The sequence below is a fragment of the Streptomyces sp. NBC_01298 genome (genome assembly GCF_035978755.1).
GTDB lineage: Bacteria > Actinomycetota > Actinomycetes > Streptomycetales > Streptomycetaceae > Streptomyces.
In genome coordinates this window covers 3384082-3400740 of sequence record NZ_CP108414.1, presented here as the reverse complement: position 1 = coordinate 3400740, position 16659 = coordinate 3384082, and the positions used below count along the sequence as shown (strand labels likewise).

Sequence of the window (16659 nt, the reverse complement as noted above, 5' to 3'; positions counted from 1 at the left end):
AGCCGCGAGGCACCGCCCCGTTCCCGGGGGCCGACTGGTTCAAGTCCTCGCCCCGTAGCCCGCTGATCACAGCTATGGGTATCCGGCTCGCCGCCGAGGGATGCGGTCGGTACTCCGAGGGTCCCGGTCCGCAGTGGACCGATGCGGACCGTCAGAGCTATGCGGCATGGCAGCGCAAGCGGGGCTTTACCGGCTCCGACGCGGACGGGTGGCCCGGTCGCTCCACGTGGGACGCACTGCGCGTGCCTGCGGTCTGACACAACCAACTAGGAGGATTTTCAATGCAGTTCATCAAGACTCATCCGGCCCGGATCTATGCGGTACTCGTTGCCGCGCTCGCCCTGGTCGTCCACTACGTTCCGGCGCTGCCGTCGGCCCTGATTCTTGGTCTCGCTGCGGCGGTGCTCGGTATCGGCGAGGCGGTACAGCGGACCGAGGACGGTAAGACCGCCGTAGCTGGCGAGCTCGGCGAGCACCAGGCCGTGACCGAGGAGTGAGCTACAGGCATGTAGCCCTGATGGGTCGGGCGGGGGCCGGGAAGGATGCGGCTGCCGCCCGGCTCGTTCAGCGCTACCAGTTCACGCGGGTGGCGTTCGCCGATCCGCTGCGGGATGCCGCACTCGGGCTCGACCCGATCATCGGCAGCGAGCCGACCGGATACGGACCGATCCCGCTCCGCCTGTCTGACGCTGTACGGCGTCATGGGTGGGACCGGGCCAAGGGGGCCCCGGAAGTTCGGCGGACGTTGCAGCGGCTCGGGGAGTCAATCCGGGCCCATGACCCCGAGCACTGGATTCGCCTCGCCCTCGCCAAAGTAGACGTGGCGGATAGGTGGGGGCTGCCCGTGGTCATCACGGACGTACGGCACGTCAACGAAGCTCGGGCGCTTACCCGCCGGGGCTTTCTGCTCGTCCGTGTGGTCCGTCCCGGGCACCAGGGTCCAGCCGGCGAGGACCAGCGGCAGCACGTGAGCGAGACCGCCCTAGACGGGTTTCTCGCCGATGCCGAGCTCATCAACGGCGGGTCGCTCGCCGAGCTGCACAGCGCAGCCGACCGCCTCGCGGTACGGCGCTGACCTACCAGCGTTACGGGGTGGCGAGAGTGGCCCTTCTTCCCCTTCTTTCTTATTTTTTCTTGTGATTCAAAAAAATAGGAAGGAATCGTCACTCTGCCACCCCTCCCAACCCACTAACCCCCGAGGGGATACCCATGCCCGGACAGATCCGGACTATCAAGCGCAGTGGCTCGCGCTACTACATCAGCCCTGAGACCGCCGAAAAGGTTCCCGGAGTCACTTCCGTTGTCGGCATGCTCCCAAAGCCTTTCCTGACCTTCTGGGCCGCTCGCATGACCGCTGAAACGGCAGTCGAGAACTTGGACGCCGTACGCGCTATTGCTGAACGCGACCCCGCCGGAGCAATCGACTTCCTGCGGAACAGTCACACCCGGTACACGAGCCTTCGGGCGAAGGTCGGATCGGACGCGCACGATCTCTTTGAGCGCATGATCCGGCTGGAGGAAATCGGCAGGGTGCATCCCGACCTTGAACCCTACCGGCTCGGTTTCGCGGAATTCCTACTCGCTGTGCGTCCGCAGCTTATCCGGGCCGAGGATGTGTGCTGGTCCGACGAGCACGCCTATGCAGGTTCATTTGACGCGATCATCCGTGTCCGGCTCGGCGAGGACGGAAAGCCCGATCACGAAAACGGCGAATGGCACACGCTCCTAGTCGACTGGAAGACATCCAAGTCTGCTTACCCGGACGTGGCCCTACAGCTTTCCGCCTATGCCCATGCCGACCGGATTGTTTCACCCGATGGAACTTCGGAGCCCATGCCGAAGGTGGACGGTGCGGCAGTTCTGCACATCACCCCGGAGGGTTGGGTTTTCAAGCCCGTCCGGATTGACGAAGAGATCTTCAATGTCTTTCTGACGCTGCGGCACGTTTTCCAGTGGGACCGTGAAATCAGCAAGACGGTATTCGGCAGCCCGATTGCGCAGAGCGTTCGCCGGCTCATCACCGGAACACAGCGCCGAGCGAGCTAACACCCGCAGTACCTGATACCAGGCGATCCGCAATGAACGCGGCTCGTCTTTTTTCATGCCCAAAACCAGGGGGATTTCAAAACATGGCACTTCGCATTTTCGAGACCGACCCTAACGCCAAGCCCAAGGGTTCGTTTTCCGATGACACCGTTGGTCGCTTCCACGGCGGAAAGCAGACGGACGGCATTCCCGTTGCTCTGTCCGAGTGGCGCGTGACTACCGGAGATCCGGAAGTTGCCGACGCTATTGCACAGCTCATGGGCGGACAGGCGGTGGAGACCGATTCCACGTCTGAGAACTTCATTGAGGTTCTGACGACCACCAATAAGGTCAAGGTCGTTCTTTCTGGCCCGAGCGCTGTTACGTCGGATCTCAAGCTGTGGAACGGTTCGCAGCTTATCCACCACTGCGACGGCGTGGAGTTCCTTTCCCCGGATGAAGATCGGGGTATGCCGTGCCGCTGCCCCGCTCTGATGGAGGACCGGAAGGCCGCTGCAAAGACGAAGCGCGGTCCGTCTCCGTCGATTTCTGTTCTCTTCCGTCTCGCCGAGGATTACGAGCTCGGGCTGTTCCGATTCCAGACGGGCTCTTGGAAGCTTGCGGAAGTTCTGCACGAGGTTGAGAACGCGCTCGAAAAGGTTGGGGGCGAGGCCCTGGCGACCATTGAACTTGAGCTGGTCGAGTACACGACGAAGATGGGCCGGGACGTGTCGTACCGAAAGCCTGTAATCAAGGTTCTCAAGTCCTGGTCTGACGCTGTGGCCGAGCCGACTTTCTAGCCGGCTGAGGGGTCCCGGGGCAGTCCTCGGGGCCCCTTCCTATCCGAGGGGGAAGCACATTCCGATTCTGGAGCTGTGCGCCGGATACGGGGGTATCGGCAGGGCTGTTGAAGCTCTGACCGGGGACAGGATCAGGTACGTAGCGGAAGTAGACCCGTACGCCTCGCTGATCCTGGCGACCCGGTATCCGCACGCGCCGAACATCGGCGACATTACACAATTCGATTGGTCCACGCTGAAAGATCAGGTGGACGTCATTACGGCAGGGTTCCCCTGTCAGGACATCAGCAATGCGGGGAAGCGGGCGGGGATTCATGGCGAGAGGTCGGGTATTTGGGAAAGCGTCCTCGGGGCCGTTCGCATTCTTCGACCACGGCTCATTTTCCTGGAGAACGTATCCGCCATCCGAAACCGAGGCTTGGCGCACGTACTCGGGGGCTTGGCCGAGAGCGGGTATGACGCAAGGTGGTGTTGCTTCCGAGCGTCCGCTACTGGAGCCCCCCACATGCGAGATCGCTGGTTCTGCATCGCCACCCCTATTGCCGACTCCGACAGCCTCCGACGCATCGCGCGGACCTGATTTCGCAAAAGCGGACCGGCCCGGAGCCGGCGGGGACGATCTCGTTACCGCAGTTGCCCGAATCTTCGATAAGGAGCGGGCACACAAGCTGTTCAAAACCCCTACGGCAAATCTCGGGTCGAACGGGGCTGCACAGCATCCTGATAAGCGCCGCGCGGGTGGGCACGGACCGAATCTCGACGATGAGGTTAGTTTCCTGCTGCCCGTAGATCCGGACATTGCCGAGGAGACCCCGGGCGCCTTTCACAGCCCGCCGGAATGGTGGGCAGAGTTCGCACCCGCTGTGCACCGCTGGGAAACCCTGATGGGCACTCCGGCGCCCATTCCGGTCGAGTTCGGCCCGCGTGGCGGACGTCGCCTCGCATCGGTTTTTGCCGAGTGGCTGATGGGTCTTCCCCGAGGGTGGATCACCCATATTCCGGGACTCAATCGGGCGAGGCAGCTTAAGGCGGCTGGTAACGGCGTCGTATCGCAGCAAGCCTTTACGGCCTACCTGCATCTACTGAACTACAAGGAGGAAACCAATGGGTAAGCGCGGAGTCGTCACCGACTATGCCGGCGAAGAGCTTTACAAGGGCGATCTAGTCGCCTACGCGGCTCGGCAGGCAAATCGGGTCCGTATGGCTGACGCCATTGTGGACAAGGTAACGGCTCGTCTTGTCGATGGCCGCCTACGGCCGATGCTCCGAATCAGCCCGACCGGGACAGAGTCGGGATTCGCGAAGCGGCGCACGCTCCGAAAGGAGTGGATCGGCTCGGAACACGTCCGTCTGATTATTCCGGGCGAGCGAAACCAGTAAGAGAACAACGAAAGGGCCGGACGTACCCGCGTGGTGCTGTCCGGCCCTTTTGCATGGGGGGAAATATGAAGCTTGCAGTAACAGAACACCAGGCACCCGCACTCGGCGAGATCCGTTCACTTGGTCGGGGCGATGAGCTGTACCTGATGACCGGTTGGAAGAGCCGCAAAGATTGGATTCGCATACTCGCTGCGGCAGCACATGCCATGGCCCGGGGGGCACAGATTCACCAGGGGGCCGAACGTGGCTAACCCGAATAAGGCACGCGGCACCGCGTGGGAGAGCGCTGTAAGGGACCACCTAAACCGCTTCCTCGGGCTCGTAGACGGCTCCGGGGTGTTCCTTGACCCATTCCATCCGGGCAACGTCCGCCGGGCCGCACAAGAGGGTGCTAGGGACGTTGGGGACGTGCACGCGCCCCCGTTCATCCTTGAATGTAAGGACGTGAAGTCTCCGGCTGTTCCCGCGTGGATTCGACAGGCAGAAATTGAAGCGGTGCACGCGGGATTTCCGTACGGGCTCGCAGTGCGAAAGGTACGAGGGTCGAGCGTCGACATGGGACGTGTGCATGTGTCGGTCCGGACGTGGACCCGTATTCGCCTCGCCCTCGGGATGCCCACGGACGAGTTTGCCGCGCTGTACGGCTGGTCTGTCTCGCTGCGGGGTCTCGACTCCGGCCGTTGGTACATGACGACGACCGTGCGCGATCTCGGGCACCTGATCGGGGACTACCGCCGGAACGTGGCCGAGCCGGGGGTGTTCCGTGATCTTCGCTGATCTCCTCGGGCGCTTCGCGTCGGTAAGCGAGGAGGCAGACGGAGGGTACGCCGCACAGTGTCCCGCGCACCCCGATTCCCGTCCGTCTCTCCGTATCTGGCGCGGTACGAACTCCAAAGTGCGGATTACGTGCCGCGCCGGCTGCGAGACCGCCGACGTGATTGCAGCGGTGCGGCTCACGTGGGGCGATCTCTTCGACGTGACCGGCCCTGGTGCCGTCGTACCTGCTGAACGTCCCAAGCTCGTTCCCGTCGCGCTGACTGCCGCTCTCGCTGCCTACGCGGACCGGGCCTCGCTCGCCCTCGCGGACTTTGCCGGCGACTGGCCGCAGCGAGCTCGTACCTACCTCGCCGACCGCTTCGGGCTCGACCTAGAGACCGCTGCGGATCTCGGGCTCGGTGTGGACCACGGGGACCAGGCCGGGGGCTTCCCGTACGTGTCCCGTGCCTACCAGGCCTACCCCCGTCTTACGGTCCCCCTGGTCGGATTCGACGGAGTGACCAGGGGCCTACAGGGCCGGGATCTGACGGGCGAGTGTCCGGGCCGATGGCTGTCCCTCGCCAACCCGAAGGGCCATCGTTGGGCCACATACGGCGTGATGCGGGGGCAGGGCGGATACAGCACGGTCCTAATCACTGAGGGGCCCGGAGACGCTCTTACGGCCGTGGCGGTCGGCTATGACGCTGTTGCCGTACGGGGTGCCTCGCTCGCCGGCTCGCCCGAGCTGGTTGCCGAGCTCGCCGAGGGACTGCGCGGACAGCTCGTCATCATCTGCGGGGACAACGACAGCGCGGGAACGGGATTCTCCTCCCGCCTCGCCGAGGGTCTAGCCGCACACGGCGTAGACGCGCTCAAGCTTGAAATACCCGTGCGCGACTGGGACTTGACCGACTGGCGCGAAGCGGCCCCGGAGCGGTTCGCCGCTGATCTACACCGTGCGGTCAAGGGAGCTCGTCCCGTGCGGGATACCGCAGAGCGGGAGCGGGAAGCACGGTCCGCCGAGCTCGCCAACCGGACCGGCGCTGACACCGTGTCCCGCGACCAGGGCGCGGAAGCCGCCGAGATCCTGTCCAAGCTCGTCAGCACATTCGGCGAGAGCGACGCCATGAACGCCCATGCACTCGTCGCGTGGTCCGGGGGCCGCATCCGGTATGCGGCGGGGCTCGGCTTTTACACGTGGGACGGACGGGTTTGGGTCCGCTCCGACATGCGCGTACGGCAGGAAATCCATCGGATGGGGGCCGCGCTCGTCCTCGCCGGACAGAACCAGCTCGCACGCGGATTCACGATGACTTCGCGCATTGACGCTCTGCTAACCGAGCTTTGTTCGGTACCCAACGTCAGCATTGAAGCCACGGACTTTGATGACCGCCCCGACGTGCTCAACTTCCGCAACGGGACAGTCGACTTGAAGACGGGCCGGCTGCACCCGCACGACCAGGCGGACCTACTGACGTACACGCTTGACATTGATTACGTCCCTGATGCTCAGTGCCCCCGCTGGGAATCCTTCCTCGCCGAAGTCTTCCCCGGCATGCCGGACATGCCCGCCTACATTCAGCGGCTCATCGGCTACGGCATTACCGGCCACACCACAGAGCAAGGATTCGGCGTGCTCTGGGGAAAGGGGGCGAACGGTAAGAGCGTACTCGTGGACACCATCACGTCAGTGTTCCGCAGCATCACCCGCACGACTCCGTTCAGCACGTTTGAAGAACGGAAGAGCGGCGGTATTCCAAATGATATCGCGGCACTCCGGGGTGCCCGGCTCGTCATGGCGTCTGAGGGCGAGTCCGGTAAGGCAATGTCGGAATCAATCCTTAAACGCGTGACTGGCAAAGACATGATTTCCGCACGGTTCCTGCGGCAAGAGTTCTTCGAGTTCCGGCCCTCGTTCCTTCTACTCCTCGCCACCAATCACAAACCTAAATTTAAAAGCCAGGATGAAGGGCTTTGGCGCCGCGTCAAGTTGATTCCATTCAAGCGGTGGTTCTCTCCCGAGGAGCGAGACCCCGCACTAGACAGAAAGCTACTCGCCGAGGCAGAAGGGATTGCAGCCTGGGCCGTACGCGGAGCCGTGGCCTGGTATCGGGACGGTCTCCAAGATCCTGAGCGCATTACTGGTGCATCGCAGGAGTACCGAGAGACCTCGGACCCGCTAGCGGGCTTTCTGCCGGGAGTTCTCGAATGGGCGGATGAGTCCGTGACCATGACCGGTAACGACGCGTTCAACATCTACTTGGAATGGTGCGAGGACGAAAACCTACCCGCCCGAGAGCGTTGGACGCGACAGGGTTTCTATTCCGCTATGGAGGAGCGCGGGGCCACCAAGAAGCGCAACAAGAAGGGTATTTCCCTGGGCTGTCTCCGCCTCGCAGACGAAAGCCCTGACGCAGTAGGTCCGGGGATTTTCGGCAAGTAGATACGGCATACAAGGGGCTGCTCACCTTAACTGGTGGGTGGCCCCTTCTTTCATTTCACGGGGGAGACATGATCACCTATCGACATCAGCTAGCCGGCGAGCCCGTCACAGTGCACGTACCCGAGACCACAGAGGATCTCGGCGAGTTCTGGACATGGTTCTATCGGGCGCGGGCTCGGGGTCCGATCGCTGTAGATACAGAGACGACAGGGTTGGACGTGTTCAGCCCTTCCTTTCGGCTCCGCACGGTGCAGTTCGGCGACAAGCGCGACGCTTGGGTGATTCTGTACGAGCGGGGCGGGTCTCATTCGACTTACGCCCGTGACGCACTCTTGCGGTCACGAGAAATCCTGATTCACAACGCAGCCTATGACTGGCTCGTCCTCGGACAGTGCGCGGGAATCCCGCTCGAAGAGCTCGCCCCACACACCACGGATACCCGAATTCTCGCGGCGCTCTGCGACCCCAGGCAGCCGCAAGAGGGCGGCATAGGAACGGCGCTCAAGCCCCTTGCGGCCCGATGGGTGGACCCTGCCGCCCCGGACACTCAGGGCGGGCTCACAGCCGTATTCAGGTCCCTCGGACTGACCAAGGAAACCGGATGGGCGGGAATCCCTCTCACCAATCCAACCTATGCGCTCTACGCGGGACTTGACGTACTACTGACGGCCCGACTCGCCCCGGTTCTACAGCGCGAGCTCGCACGGCTCGGGGTCCGCGAAGAGCTCGTGACGTACGAGCACCAGATAGCGGAACTGTGCGCGGTCATGCAGCGCCGAGGGCTTCTGGTCGACCAGGACTACGCGGCCCCGCTCGCTCGCCGGCTCGCCGAGGAGGCAGCCGAGCACAGCGCCATAGCGGCCCGATATGGAGTATCCGCAGTCGGCAGCCCCGCACAGGTGGCGGAAGCGCTTCAGGGCATGGGAGAGACGCTTACCGAGCGGACCGACTCCGGCGCGCTCAAAGTTGATAAGGCCGTACTGCTGCCCCTGGCGGACCTTGACCGGGACTGGCAGCGCATCGGGGCGCGGACCCCAAACCCGGTAGCACATGCGGTACTTCACGCCAAGCGCGCCAACAAGTGGGGCACCAGCTACGCCGAGCGGTTCATGTCCAAACTCGACGCTGCGGGACGCATACACCCGGTGATATCGCCTCTCGCGGCACGCACGGGCCGCATGTCTGTCACAGACGGGCTCCATCAGCTTCCGAGCTCGGACCACGTGATTCGCCGCGCCATTCTCGCCGAGCCCGGACACCTCATGATCTCGACAGACTTTCAGGCAATCGAGATGCGCGTGTTGGCAGCCCTCGCCGACGTCAAGGCCATGAAATCCGGATTCATCAACGGCGGTGACGCATTCGATATTCACGCCTACACCGCTCACCTGATCAAGGGCGACGCTGCCACCCCTAAGGATCGGAAGGTGTTCAAGGGGGCCGGATTCGGCAAGGTTTATGGGGGTGGAGTTGCCACCATTGCGAGGCAGACCGGCGCCCCCGAATCTGAAATTGCGCAAGCGGTTGCCGCCTACGACCGGGCCTTCCCCGAGATCAAACGGGCGTCCTCGCGATGGCAGCGACAGGCCTTCCAAAACGGCATGGTGTTTATTTCGGCGACCGGCCGCAGGCTTCCGCTGGACCGTGACCGCACTTACGCCGTAGTCAATTACGCCTGCCAGAGTGCGGCAAGGGATGTCCTCGGGATGGCCATGCTAAATATCCAGTCGGCTGGCCTACTCGACTATTGCCGCTTGCCAATCCATGACGAGCTGTTGGCGTCAGCACCAGCCGGCGAGGCCGAAGAGATTGCCCGCGAGTTCGAGCGGTGCATGACTTTTCCGCTCTACGGAGTGCCCATCGTTGCGGGTGCCGAGATCGGCGGACGGTCTTGGGGGTCGCTGTACGGGGCCGACTACTAGGCCGTTACCTCTGCGTGACCTTGACTCTTCCGAGTCATCCCTGAGGAGGAGTGCCCGTCTGCCCTGTACCGCAGGCGCAGTAGGTGACGTTATCCCGATGCAATCGAATAGGAAACGCCCATTGATCAGCTAAAAGACTAACGGTCTCATTGCAGATATGAGCCGTGGCTGCCGCACTCATTTCCAACTTGAGTAGTGCGCAGCAAAGGCGAAGGCAATGCGCAAGCCCCGTCCTGCTAATCCGGGACGGGGCTTTTCCATGCCCTTTTCAATGCGCGTTCAGTCATGGCCTCGGGCCCCTTTTGGGCTCCGTGCGCCCTGTTCCGGGAAACCTCCGCCCTCCACAGAGGGCAAAGCCACCCGAGCACGGAGCACGCCCCATGACGCACTTCACCGCAGAGCAGATAGCAGCGGCCAAGGGAAATGACATTGACGCCGTTTCCGCAGTCATCGCGGAAACCGAGACCTTGATAATTCAGCGAGCCAACGAGTACGCAAAGGCTTCGGGGCGCATAGACCGCGATCTTGCGGAGGATCTTGCACAGGAAGGCCGCATAATGGTCTGGCAGTGCCTTGCAAAGTTCGAAGGTGAAACACCTCGTGAGTTTATGGCTTACCTGGATAAGGCTCTGCGTACAGCTATGGCCGACCAGTGGCGCTCTATCCGCCGGCCCGGGGTTTCCGAGCGCACCGCACGTGACTTTGAGCTCGCTATCACCCTTGCTGGTGGATACCCGTACGACGCTGTGCGCGTTGCATGCACCGACGCGATGGGGCCGCGCAAGATGTCGCGAGAGCGGGCATACGCTGCACTGCTGTCCTGGCTCGGTATCGATTCTTTGGACCGGCCGTACAACGAGCGCGATTTCGGCGAGTACTTCACACTCGGCGATGTAATCGCGTTCAAGTCCGGTGTACCTGCGGACCTGGTGGACTCGACCGACTACGCGAGCACTTCGCGAAAGGCTGTACGGGACCAAGTCCATTTCGTGCTCGGCAAGTTGAGCGACAGGCAGCGTCACGTACTCAAGGCTGACCACGGCATAGCGCCCGTGGGTTTCTATGGCGACGGCCCGGACTCGGTCCTTGCTGACGACATGGGCGCAACGCCCTACCAGGTCAAGCAAGCGCGCGTGAAGGGGAAAGCTCGGTTTGCCGCGCTCTACCAGGCGGGTGCAACCGCGTGATCACGTTCCCCGCCCGTGACGGCGGAACCATCGAACTCACCCGCGTTGGCGCCCTGGTGGACATCCACGTTCGAGACGTGTCGGGGCGGACCGTAGCGACCGTGACCCGTGCAGCCGGCGAGCCTCTGCTAGTCCTCGCCGCGCCGTACCATCTGATCAGGTAGCCCACAAAGAAGCCCCCGCCATTGGCGGGGGCCTTTTTGCGTTTAAGCGGTCTGTCATCGGTCCTTCTCGCGCTCTCGGCGAGCTTGCTCGGACGTGGCCCACCAAATAGCAAGCTGAAACTCGGTAGTTGTGTCCGTTGCCGCATGCAAGGCGTTCCGGTCCGCGTATAGCGTCGACACAGAAACGTCGAGCTCGGCAGCAATGGCCTTGATGTTCTTGCCCTCGGACAGTCGCCGAAGCATGCGTCGACTGCGGGGCGTTGTAATCGAGTCCGCAAGTCGGGGCTCGCCTGTCCACGGCTCGGCACGGTCCCACTGTTGCCAGAAGACGTTTACGAAGAGCTTGACCAGGCTCGGGTGCGTGACCATCAGGGCCGGTACGCGTTCCGGGTCCCCAAGATGGTCTGCAAGAAAGGCAATGCGCTCATCGGCGATGATCATGCGCTCGAAGCCGGGCAGCGCTGTACGGACCTCCGCGCCGGCTGCTGTCATAGCGGCTGCATAGCCTTGCTCAGGAACCCGACTTCGCGCGTTGTCCAGATAGATGGTGCGGAAGGTTACCCCGCGTGCCAGCATCGCTAGGTCCGTTGGCAGTGCGCGATCCAACGTGTCTTGCTTCCGGATCTTGGGGTGAGCTGTGAGCACGCTGAACTTGGCTGAGCCCGCTACCCGCCCAAGGGCAACGGTCACCTCGCGAGTGTCCTCGATGACCTGTACGCCACCGTCGCCCGCGCCCCCTTCGATCCCCCGCAGGTCATCGGCAAACGCATGCATGGACTCGATGCGGTGCAGGGCTGACCGGATCTCCTGCGCCATGCGCTGTGTGTACGCGCGCTCGGCATCCCGAGTGTCCGAAGCAACGTAGGCCGCTGGAAGTGTGGCCCACTTGGCCAAGCCAAGGGCGAGCAACTCGTCAATGGCGGGCTCGTCCTTGCACACGGCTCGACCCCCGTGCATCTCCCGGAGTAGCTCGCGTGCCGTTTCCGATATGAACGGTTTCCGGCGCCCCTCATTCGAGATGTCCATGTTTGCCCCCTGGAAAATTTTCGGCTGCGAAGCCTCTAGCCTCATTCGCTTGCCGCGCCGGACCCGCACGCGGCAAGCTACGCATAGTGATTCGACGGCATATGTAATTCGCATATGCCTGAGCATCTGAGCAGGTCAAGTGGTTATACCGCTGACGCGTCGGGAGTCGACGTTCAGCGGAATGATCACGTTAAGTCATGCGAACGATTTGTCAAGGGAGCGGTCCATGAAGAAATTTCAACTGCGTTTCCAGGTACCGAAGTTGGTAGCCACCGTGGTCGGTAGTGCGGTTCTTGTCCTCGGCGGTGCCACATTCGCCAGTGCGGACACCCAATGGGATGCGGTGTCTACCTCGCCGGCTCCTACGGAAACAGTGGTTCCGCAAGATACGAAGTGGGACTAGCGGCCACTGACTGACACATCAGGGGCCGGACTTGCGCGGGAGGTAGGTCCGGCCCTTCTGTCTGGCCGGGGGGTTGGGATGGAGCACATAGCGGTGCCTACTGCACTGCTGGCGGTACAAGTCTTTGTGCGGAAAGGCGCCCAATGGGAGTGGCGTCCTGCGGGGCCGTACATGCCAGACACGCACGACTACATCAACAGCGGGACACAGCTACTCCGCGCGCTGTGCACGTACACCACCATGGCCGCGCGGCTGCTCAAGGGGCATCGCACGCCGAGGTTTCGTGTCCTAGTCCGCGCCGTTCCCTCGGGGGAGCTCATCGGGCACTACGAGTGGGCGCAGTCGGCTGAGTCCGGGAAGTTCTTTCCGGCAACGGAGCCGTGGACTCACTGGCCAGCGGACGCACCCACGGTCGCCGCGTAGCAAAGAAGCCCGACCAGGACACTCGCAATGTCCTGGTCGGGCGCTCTCGCACAGGTTGCCAGACAGGCTCATAGGGATACAGGGGGTAAGGGTGGACCTACACCAAAGCGAAACCGAAAGTTCGCATCGCGAGACTGAGACTCCGCGACGTGTGTTCGTCGTCGGGCACCAGGACCGGAACGCTGCAAGTACGGACATGTTCAGGCTCGCCGCTCTGCTCGTAAGTGCGGGACTCACCGAGCGGTACGGCGTCAGCACGCGCCGGATCGTCGGCAGCCGTGGCGATGACGGGTGGGGGGTGTACCTCACGGACCGTGCCCCCGACCAGGCCCCGCCGGTCGGGCTGTCGTTCGTCTCGCGCGCTGCCTGAAACAACAGAGCCCCGCCGCTCCGAAGGGGGTGGAGTGGCGGGGCCTGGTGCGCGAGCTCGTCGGCTAGAGCGCGCCGAGCTGGTCGGTCTTGACGCTCGCGACGAACGCGGAAAACGCGGCGATGGGGAAGCTGAGCACGGGACCGCCGGAAACCTTTGAGTCCCGAACGGGGACGATGCCGAGCGAGCCGGCGAGGTGGTCGGACACCTCTACGCAGGTTCCGCCGTTGTCGCTGTAGGAGGACTTGAACCAACGGGGGGTGTCGGTGGTCGTCACGGGGTACCCTTTCGCACTTCTTCGATCATGGTCATTGAAGCCGCTTGCGACAGGGCTTCGCCTTGGAGTTGATGGTAGGCCGTCAGCATGGGCAGCACTGACGTGCTGTTGCGGTCTAGGTGCCCCTGGGTCTGAGACTCGGCGTAGCCGATCACGGAGCGGTCGGGCATGGTCAACAGGTTGACAGGCCGGTTGAACGTTCTGCGCTCGCCTATGGCGAAGGGTGCCACTTGCAGAATCGTGTTCGACATCTTCGCGAACTCAAGCAGCCGCACCAACTGTGCGTCCATCACCTTGTGCCCGCCCACGGGTCGCCGGATACAGCTCTCATCCATGATCACGAACAACATGGGTGGACTGGGGCGGACCAATGCCCCCTGCCGCTGCGCCAAGAAGGACACGCGCTCGTCCGCCTGGTCAGCCGTGATCGAGCCCCGGGTGACTGCGCTGTTGGCAAGGACGCGCGCATAGTCGGGAGTCTGAAGCAGACCCGGAACAATGCCCACTTCGAACAGGCGAAGCTCTACCGCGCGGCCCTCAAACGCGACGTACTCGGGGAACCCTTCGAGTAGGACACCGTGCTTGATTCGTTGAGACTCGCGCTCGAACGAATCGGCGGTCTCCGCTGTGCCGAACACGACGTCAGCCTTACGCGAAAAACGAGGGGTTGGCGGTTTGCGAGTAGTTTCAACCGCTGAAATATGCTGGCTGGAATATCCCATTCGCTCGGCTAGCTCGTCCTGGCTCCACCCGCGACCCTCCCGCAGCCTGCGCAAACGGTGTCCGTACGCATCTTCGGGGCTCTTGCTGGGGTCTAACTCCTTGCGGTTGACCATGCTCCGCCCTTCCCTTCCTTCCCTGACGATTACTTGAAGGGATGTCGAGCGTAGGTCACGCTGACCGAGCTTGGTAGTGGAACCGCTACGGAGAGGGAGCGGCCATGCATCCGATGTTCATCCCGCACGTCCCGGTACGGCTCGCCCTCGCTGTGGGGGCCGCAGAACACCGCTTACACCAGTACTTCCCCCGACTCGTTCGGGTGCTCACCCGGTCCTCGCCGGCTCGGGCCGCACCGTTCGAAGAGCTCCAGCGCATTGAGTCGGACCCCGCGTTCCGTGCGCTGTTCCGGGCCGAACTGTCCGCCTGCATCGTCCAGAGCGCGGAAGCGGCGCTGACCGAGCTGCGGCAGGCGATCCGCCCCGACTCCGAGGAGCGTGCGGCGTGAGGCGGGTGTTCGGGTTGGCGAACCACCGCATCCGTAGGCACCCCGGGACGGTCCCGCTCGTCGGGGCACGCTGTGTCGCTTTGGACTGTGGATGGCTGACGCGACCGGGACTTACCGAGGCTGAGTGCGACCTCGCGTGTATCGGGCACTCGGGCACTTCGAAGCATCGGAGCTTTCAGCGGACTTTCACCGACATGGCCGTTGTGGAGCGCCTCCAGTGAGCGACGACAACGAGCACCAGGCGCACGCACAGCACACCCGCGCGAGCGTCGCCCTGATGACTGCCGGCTCGGTTCTGTGGGTGTTCACGGTGGCGGTCATCGTGGCCAAGGGGTGGGGCGTGTGACCCTCGGACGGTACGTGTGTAACGCCAAGCTCCTCGTCTTGTGGTCTGAGCTCGATGTCCTGGCCCGTGCTGCCGGATTGGGTGAACCCACGGTCAAGGCCATGGACAACCAAACCTTTCAGATGCGCTGCACTCTCGAAACCCACGACGGCCCACACGCCGAAATGGTCTACGAGGGAGACGATGGGTTTGCGTGCTGGGTGCACTGGCTTGATGACCAGCGTCCGCACCAGTTGCGTTGGCTACCTGACTGCCCTTCGGGGGACGGGTGCTGTCAGTACCTCCGTCACCCGGGCGGGCACACATGGGAAATCACGGACGTCGAGCTGGAGATGGTTTGGGCCATCGCCCCAACGCTGGACGAGTTGCTTTAACCCCTAGATTCCCGTCCCCGCTGATGTGCCCGACCACTCGGCGGGGCCGGAGCAAAACACCTGCCCGTTTAACGGCAGGCCTGCACAGTTCCTGTACCGCCAACGCGAGGAGATACGCACATGACCGCCATAGCGAATGACCTGCGGACCGGCCGGAGCCTGGTCGAGCCCGAGCTGTTCGACAGCATTACTCAGTTCGTGCTCGACCACTTCGGCGAGACCGACCGAGGCACCGCCGAGGAGATCACCGACCAGGCCATTGCGTTCCTCGCCACGGTTGGCGGGGCCACGGTCAAGATGGTGCCCTCGGACTCCGTAGACAAGGGTGTGCACGCGTTCACCCTGCACACCCGCGACATCGACGCGTTCGCCGAGATCCACGCGGGCCGCAGGCTGCACCACAACCCGCGCCCCGGCGGTGGCCCCCGGCTCCTGGAAGACGTTCAGGGCACCACGCGCGCCATGAAGGCGGCCGGATTCATGGTCATCGACCGTAGGTGGACCGTGAACGGCAAGGACGGCGCACAGTGCGACTCGGACTGTGGCCGGGACTACCGGGCCGCCTGACACCCGACGCACCACCTGTGAAACCTGCGGAGCCGGCTGCCGGGCCTGGTGGTCGGCTCCGCCATAGGAGGAACAACGCATGACGACATCGACACCGCCGCGCGAGATCCCGCGCGAAGTGCTTGACGTGATCACCCCGGAATCGCAGCGGCTCGTACTGGACCGGCGAGGGTCGACGGTGTGGCATGTGACCGCTGCGAATCGTGCGACGGAGGAAACTGCCGCCTACGCGGTCAAGGTTGGGTACGCGAGCGAGACCCATGCTCACACCGCGCTTGCTCCGAGCCGCGAGGCCTACGTCTTGCGAACCCTCCGTCCGGACGTGATCCGAGACGGCGAGTGGGGGCAAGGAACGTGGAACATTCAGCCGTGGCACCCGGGCCCGAGCCTGTACGAGAAGTGGGAGCCTTGCCGATCGGCAAAACGCTCGGCGCTACCGGATGTCTTGGACGCGCTGTCGTGCACTGAGGCTCTGTCCGAGCTGCACCGTGTCGGATGGGTCCACGGCGATGTTCAGCCCGCGCATCTGATTGTTGGGCAACAGGGCGTGACGTTGATCGATCTTGCATTGGCCCGGGGACGTACGGTCCCCGAACGCTACGACTTTGCTTACCGGGGCTGTCTGGTGCACTACGAAGCGCCCGAGATCAGCCGCAGCGTTCTGGAGACAGGCACCGCCGTACCAACGCGAGCATCCGACGTCTACGCGCTCGGGGCCTCGCTGATGATCAGCGCGACCGGTTGGCGTCACGTCGCCTACCCCGACGACGCCCCGCGCGACGTTCAGCGGCAAGCAATCGTCGACGGGCCGCACCGCCCGGTCACCATTCCCGGTGAGCTCGGCCAGTTGGTCAACGCCATGTTGATGCCCTCGCCGGCGGACCGGCCCACTGCTGCGGAAGCGTGCGAAGCGCTCTGTCTCGCACTCTGACTACAGCGGCCCCGTCCGTTCCGGAGCCCTCCCCCTCCGG

The 16659-nt window shown here is 63.4% G+C and carries 20 protein-coding genes and 1 pseudogene; 18 read left to right on the top strand and 3 right to left on the bottom strand.

Features of this window, described 5'->3' with window-relative positions; all coding sequences use genetic code 11:
- Positions 1–17: 17 nt before the first annotated feature.
- From OG730_RS15110 to OG730_RS15055, 12 genes and pseudogenes are all read left to right on the top strand, one after another.
- Positions 18–257, top strand: a pseudogene (locus tag OG730_RS15110) (peptidoglycan-binding protein); the annotation flags it as partial.
- Between the two features lie 24 nt (positions 258–281).
- A complete protein-coding gene (locus tag OG730_RS15105; RefSeq protein WP_327304730.1) occupies positions 282–497 on the top strand; it encodes a hypothetical protein in 216 nt (71 codons plus the stop codon).
- Complete coding sequence (locus tag OG730_RS15100; RefSeq protein ID WP_327304729.1) at positions 494–1075, top strand: deoxynucleotide monophosphate kinase family protein; 582 nt, start codon at positions 494–496, stop codon at positions 1073–1075. Before OG730_RS15105 ends, OG730_RS15100 begins: the two co-directional genes overlap by 4 nt.
- A gap of 134 nt (positions 1076–1209) precedes the next feature.
- The gene (locus OG730_RS15095) at positions 1210–2046 is read left to right on the top strand and encodes a hypothetical protein (protein ID WP_327304728.1); all 837 of its coding nucleotides are present in this window, start codon (positions 1210–1212) and stop codon (positions 2044–2046) included.
- A gap of 83 nt (positions 2047–2129) precedes the next feature.
- Positions 2130–2825 (top strand): recombination directionality factor, encoded by a 696-nt coding sequence (locus OG730_RS15090; protein ID WP_327304727.1) that lies wholly within the window; start codon positions 2130–2132, stop codon positions 2823–2825.
- A complete protein-coding gene (locus tag OG730_RS15085) occupies positions 2797–3405 on the top strand; it encodes a DNA cytosine methyltransferase (protein ID WP_327309272.1) in 609 nt (202 codons plus the stop codon). The genes OG730_RS15090 and OG730_RS15085 overlap by 29 nt, the downstream gene beginning before the upstream one ends.
- Positions 3365–3937, top strand: a complete 573-nt coding sequence (locus OG730_RS15080; protein WP_327304726.1) for a DNA (cytosine-5-)-methyltransferase — start codon at positions 3365–3367, stop codon at positions 3935–3937. The genes OG730_RS15085 and OG730_RS15080 overlap by 41 nt, the downstream gene beginning before the upstream one ends.
- Positions 3930–4205 carry a hypothetical protein gene (locus OG730_RS15075; protein ID WP_327304725.1) on the top strand — a complete coding sequence of 92 codons (276 nt, stop codon included), beginning with the start codon at positions 3930–3932 and terminating at the stop codon, positions 4203–4205. Before OG730_RS15080 ends, OG730_RS15075 begins: the two co-directional genes overlap by 8 nt.
- Before the next feature lie 555 nt (positions 4206–4760).
- Positions 4761–4982 (top strand): hypothetical protein, encoded by a 222-nt coding sequence (locus tag OG730_RS15070; RefSeq protein ID WP_327304724.1) that lies wholly within the window; start codon positions 4761–4763, stop codon positions 4980–4982.
- A 157-nt stretch (positions 4983–5139) separates the two neighbouring features.
- Entirely contained in the window at positions 5140–7404 is a 2265-nt protein-coding gene (locus tag OG730_RS15065; RefSeq protein ID WP_327304723.1) for a phage/plasmid primase, P4 family, read from the top strand.
- Between the two features lie 68 nt (positions 7405–7472).
- The gene (locus OG730_RS15060; protein WP_327304722.1) at positions 7473–9326 is read left to right on the top strand and encodes a DNA polymerase; all 1854 of its coding nucleotides are present in this window, start codon (positions 7473–7475) and stop codon (positions 9324–9326) included.
- A gap of 380 nt (positions 9327–9706) precedes the next feature.
- A complete protein-coding gene (locus OG730_RS15055) occupies positions 9707–10513 on the top strand; it encodes a sigma factor (RefSeq protein WP_327304721.1) in 807 nt (268 codons plus the stop codon).
- A 218-nt stretch (positions 10514–10731) separates the two neighbouring features.
- Here the strand turns inward: OG730_RS15055 and OG730_RS15050 are convergent, their stop codons facing one another.
- Entirely contained in the window at positions 10732–11703 is a 972-nt protein-coding gene (locus OG730_RS15050; RefSeq protein WP_327304720.1) for a helix-turn-helix domain-containing protein, read from the bottom strand.
- 574 nt (positions 11704–12277) lie between these two features.
- Here OG730_RS15050 and OG730_RS15045 point away from each other — a divergent pair.
- Together OG730_RS15045 and OG730_RS15040 are read left to right on the top strand one after the other, a co-directional pair.
- Positions 12278–12529 (top strand): hypothetical protein, encoded by a 252-nt coding sequence (locus tag OG730_RS15045; protein ID WP_327304719.1) that lies wholly within the window; start codon positions 12278–12280, stop codon positions 12527–12529.
- 196 nt (positions 12530–12725) lie between these two features.
- The gene (locus tag OG730_RS15040) at positions 12726–12899 is read left to right on the top strand and encodes a hypothetical protein (protein ID WP_327304718.1); all 174 of its coding nucleotides are present in this window, start codon (positions 12726–12728) and stop codon (positions 12897–12899) included.
- Positions 12900–12963: 64 nt separating this feature from the next.
- On the opposite strand, the gene OG730_RS15035 is transcribed toward OG730_RS15040, so the two are convergent.
- The gene (locus OG730_RS15035; protein WP_327304717.1) at positions 12964–13176 is read right to left on the bottom strand and encodes a DUF397 domain-containing protein; all 213 of its coding nucleotides are present in this window, start codon (positions 13174–13176) and stop codon (positions 12964–12966) included.
- Complete coding sequence (locus tag OG730_RS15030) at positions 13173–14012, bottom strand: helix-turn-helix domain-containing protein (RefSeq protein ID WP_327304716.1); 840 nt, start codon at positions 14010–14012, stop codon at positions 13173–13175. Before OG730_RS15030 ends, OG730_RS15035 begins: the two co-directional genes overlap by 4 nt.
- 104 nt (positions 14013–14116) lie before the next feature.
- On the opposite strand from OG730_RS15030, the gene OG730_RS15025 reads away from it, so the two are divergent.
- The 4 genes from OG730_RS15025 (at position 14117) to OG730_RS15010 (ending at position 16619) form a co-directional block, all read left to right on the top strand.
- The gene (locus OG730_RS15025; protein ID WP_327304715.1) at positions 14117–14401 is read left to right on the top strand and encodes a hypothetical protein; all 285 of its coding nucleotides are present in this window, start codon (positions 14117–14119) and stop codon (positions 14399–14401) included.
- A 217-nt stretch (positions 14402–14618) separates the two neighbouring features.
- Positions 14619–14747, top strand: a complete 129-nt coding sequence (locus tag OG730_RS15020) for a hypothetical protein (protein ID WP_327304714.1) — start codon at positions 14619–14621, stop codon at positions 14745–14747.
- A gap of 494 nt (positions 14748–15241) precedes the next feature.
- Positions 15242–15688: a glycine-rich domain-containing protein gene (locus OG730_RS15015; protein WP_327304713.1), complete on the top strand. Its 447-nt coding sequence runs from the start codon at positions 15242–15244 to the stop codon at positions 15686–15688.
- Positions 15689–15767: 79 nt separating this feature from the next.
- On the top strand, positions 15768–16619 hold the full coding sequence (locus tag OG730_RS15010; protein ID WP_327304712.1) for a protein kinase domain-containing protein: 852 nt from the start codon (positions 15768–15770) through the stop codon (positions 16617–16619).
- Positions 16620–16659: the final 40 nt, after the last annotated feature.